The sequence below is a fragment of the Candidatus Infernicultor aquiphilus genome, from assembly GCF_002784285.1.
Lineage (GTDB): Bacteria > Atribacterota > Phoenicimicrobiia > Phoenicimicrobiales > Phoenicimicrobiaceae > Infernicultor > Infernicultor aquiphilus.
Map to the genome: position 1 here is coordinate 4,201 of NZ_PFKO01000352.1, position 2,061 is coordinate 6,261.

4 protein-coding genes are annotated in these 2,061 nt (G+C 29.9%); all 4 read left to right on the forward strand.

Annotation, left to right across the window (positions count from 1 at the left end; translation table 11 throughout):
* Window positions 1-180: thioredoxin family protein (locus tag COZ07_RS09930; protein WP_406608409.1), on the forward strand; the 180-nt coding region annotated here is incomplete at its 5' end.
* A gap of 52 nt (window positions 181-232) precedes the next feature.
* A complete protein-coding gene (locus tag COZ07_RS09935) occupies window positions 233-1,159 on the forward strand; it encodes a cation diffusion facilitator family transporter (RefSeq protein WP_406608410.1) in 927 nt (308 codons plus the stop codon).
* A gap of 44 nt (window positions 1,160-1,203) precedes the next feature.
* Complete coding sequence (locus tag COZ07_RS09940) at window positions 1,204-1,629, forward strand: thioredoxin family protein (RefSeq protein WP_406608411.1); 426 nt, start codon at window positions 1,204-1,206, stop codon at window positions 1,627-1,629.
* On the forward strand, window positions 1,629-2,061 hold a 433-nt coding region (locus COZ07_RS09945), incomplete at its 3' end, for a cytochrome c biogenesis CcdA family protein (protein WP_406608412.1). The genes COZ07_RS09940 and COZ07_RS09945, both read left to right, overlap by 1 nt.

A 2,061-nucleotide genomic window follows, 5' to 3' on the forward strand; every position in this document is an offset into this window, starting at 1 on the left:
GCTATTAAAGAACTTGGTGTTTCAGCAGAAATCACCAAAGTAACTGATCTTAATAAATTTATTGACTATGGAGTAATACTAACTCCTGCTTTAGTTATTAATGGAGAAGTTAAAGTAGCCGGCAAAGTACCCAGCAAAAAAGAAATTACTAAATGGATTGAAGAGAAAAAAAATAAATAAGAATTTAAAATATTATTTTAAATGAGTAAAGGAATAGATTGAGATAAACTAAATGAAAAGCATTGAAAAGAAAAGAAAGATGGACTCTAATCATATGAATCATCACTTCAGAGAAGAAAATCTAATAATCATTATGGTATTAAATTTTATAATTACTTTGGTAGAGGTAATAGGTGGTTTATTATCTGGAAGTCTTTCTCTACTGTCAGATGCCCTTCATAATTTTAGTGACGGAATATCAATAATGGTAAGTTTTATTGCCTTAAGATTAAGCAAAAGAGAAAATACTTTAAAAAATACTTTTGGTTACAAAAGAGCAGAAATTTTAGCTGCTTTATTTAACTCTTCTTTTCTGATCATTATTGCCTTTTTCTTATTTAAAGAAGCTTATTTAAGGATACAAAACCCGCAGAACATAGAAAGTAAAATAATGATTACTGTTGCTTTTGTTGGACTTGTGGCAAATACAGTTTCTGTATTCCTATTAAAGTCTGGCTCAAAAGACAATATAAATATTAGATCAGCTTACGTACATCTATTTTCAGATTCTCTTTCTTCTTTAGGAGTAATCATTGGTGGAATATTAATATATTGTTTTAATATAACCATAATCGACCCTATTTTAACTTTTATTATAGGCGTTTATGTTCTAAAAGAGGGATTTGATATTTTAAAACAAAGTATAAATATTTTAATGGAAAAAACACCAGTACAGATTAATATTTTAAAGATTAAGGAAGTAGTAGAAAAAATTCCTGAAGTAGATAATTTACACCATGTTCATATTTGGCAGGCAAACGATAAAGAATTTCTTTTTGAAGGTCATATAGACGTTAGACAAGATATAAATCTAAGTAAAGCCGAAGAGCTACGGAGTAATATCAATTCGATATTATTTAATGAATTTGGAATAAATCATACGACTCTCCAAATAGAATATAATTGTTGTAAAGACAAGGAAATTATTAAAAATCGTTAAAGATTTACCAATTAATAATAAAAATTTTTATGAAGGGAAATTAAATGAAAAATAAAAAAATTTATATATATTTAGGAATATTTATCATTTTAATAGTTGTTGTACTTGGTTCAAAAGCATTATTTAATAATACTTCCACTGACTCGCAAGAAATCCTTCAAACGGAGCAAGAGACTACGAACGATGAGATAAAAGTAACCTTTTTAGAGCTTGGATCGGTTGGTTGTATCCCTTGCGATCAGATGCAGCCAATTATGAAAGAAATTGCAGAGGAATACAAAGGACAGGTAAAAGTTATTTTTTACGATGTTCGGACTGTTTTTGGTGAACCTTATAAAAAGAAATTTAACATAAGAGCAATCCCAACCCAGGTCTTTCTGGATAAAGATGGAAATGAATATTTTAGGCATCTAGGTTTTTTTGCTAAAGATGAATTGGTGAAGGTTCTTCAAATGCAAGGAGTTAAGTAATGATAAGAACTATATTCGAATGGTTATCCAATTCTCTTCAATTAAACCCAATTATTGCCTTATCTACTTCTTTTATCTGGGGAATATTCAGTATATTATTAAGCCCCTGCCATTTATCCAGTATCCCTTTAATTATAGCCTTTATCGGAGAGCAGGGTAAGATGCCAACCAAAAGAGCTTTTTGGCTGGCAACTTCTTTTTCTCTGGGTATTTTAGCAACCATTACCGTTATTGGTCTTATTACCGGGCTGTTAGGCCGTATGCTTGGTGATATCGGTTCTTATGGAAATTATATCGTGGCAATAATTTTTTTTGTTATAGGCCTTCATCTTTTAGAAATCATTCAATTACCTTTTCTGGGAAAAACTAATCAACCGTCTTTTCAAAAAAAAGGATTGTGGGCTGCTTTTGGATTAGGCCTTATTTTTGGTA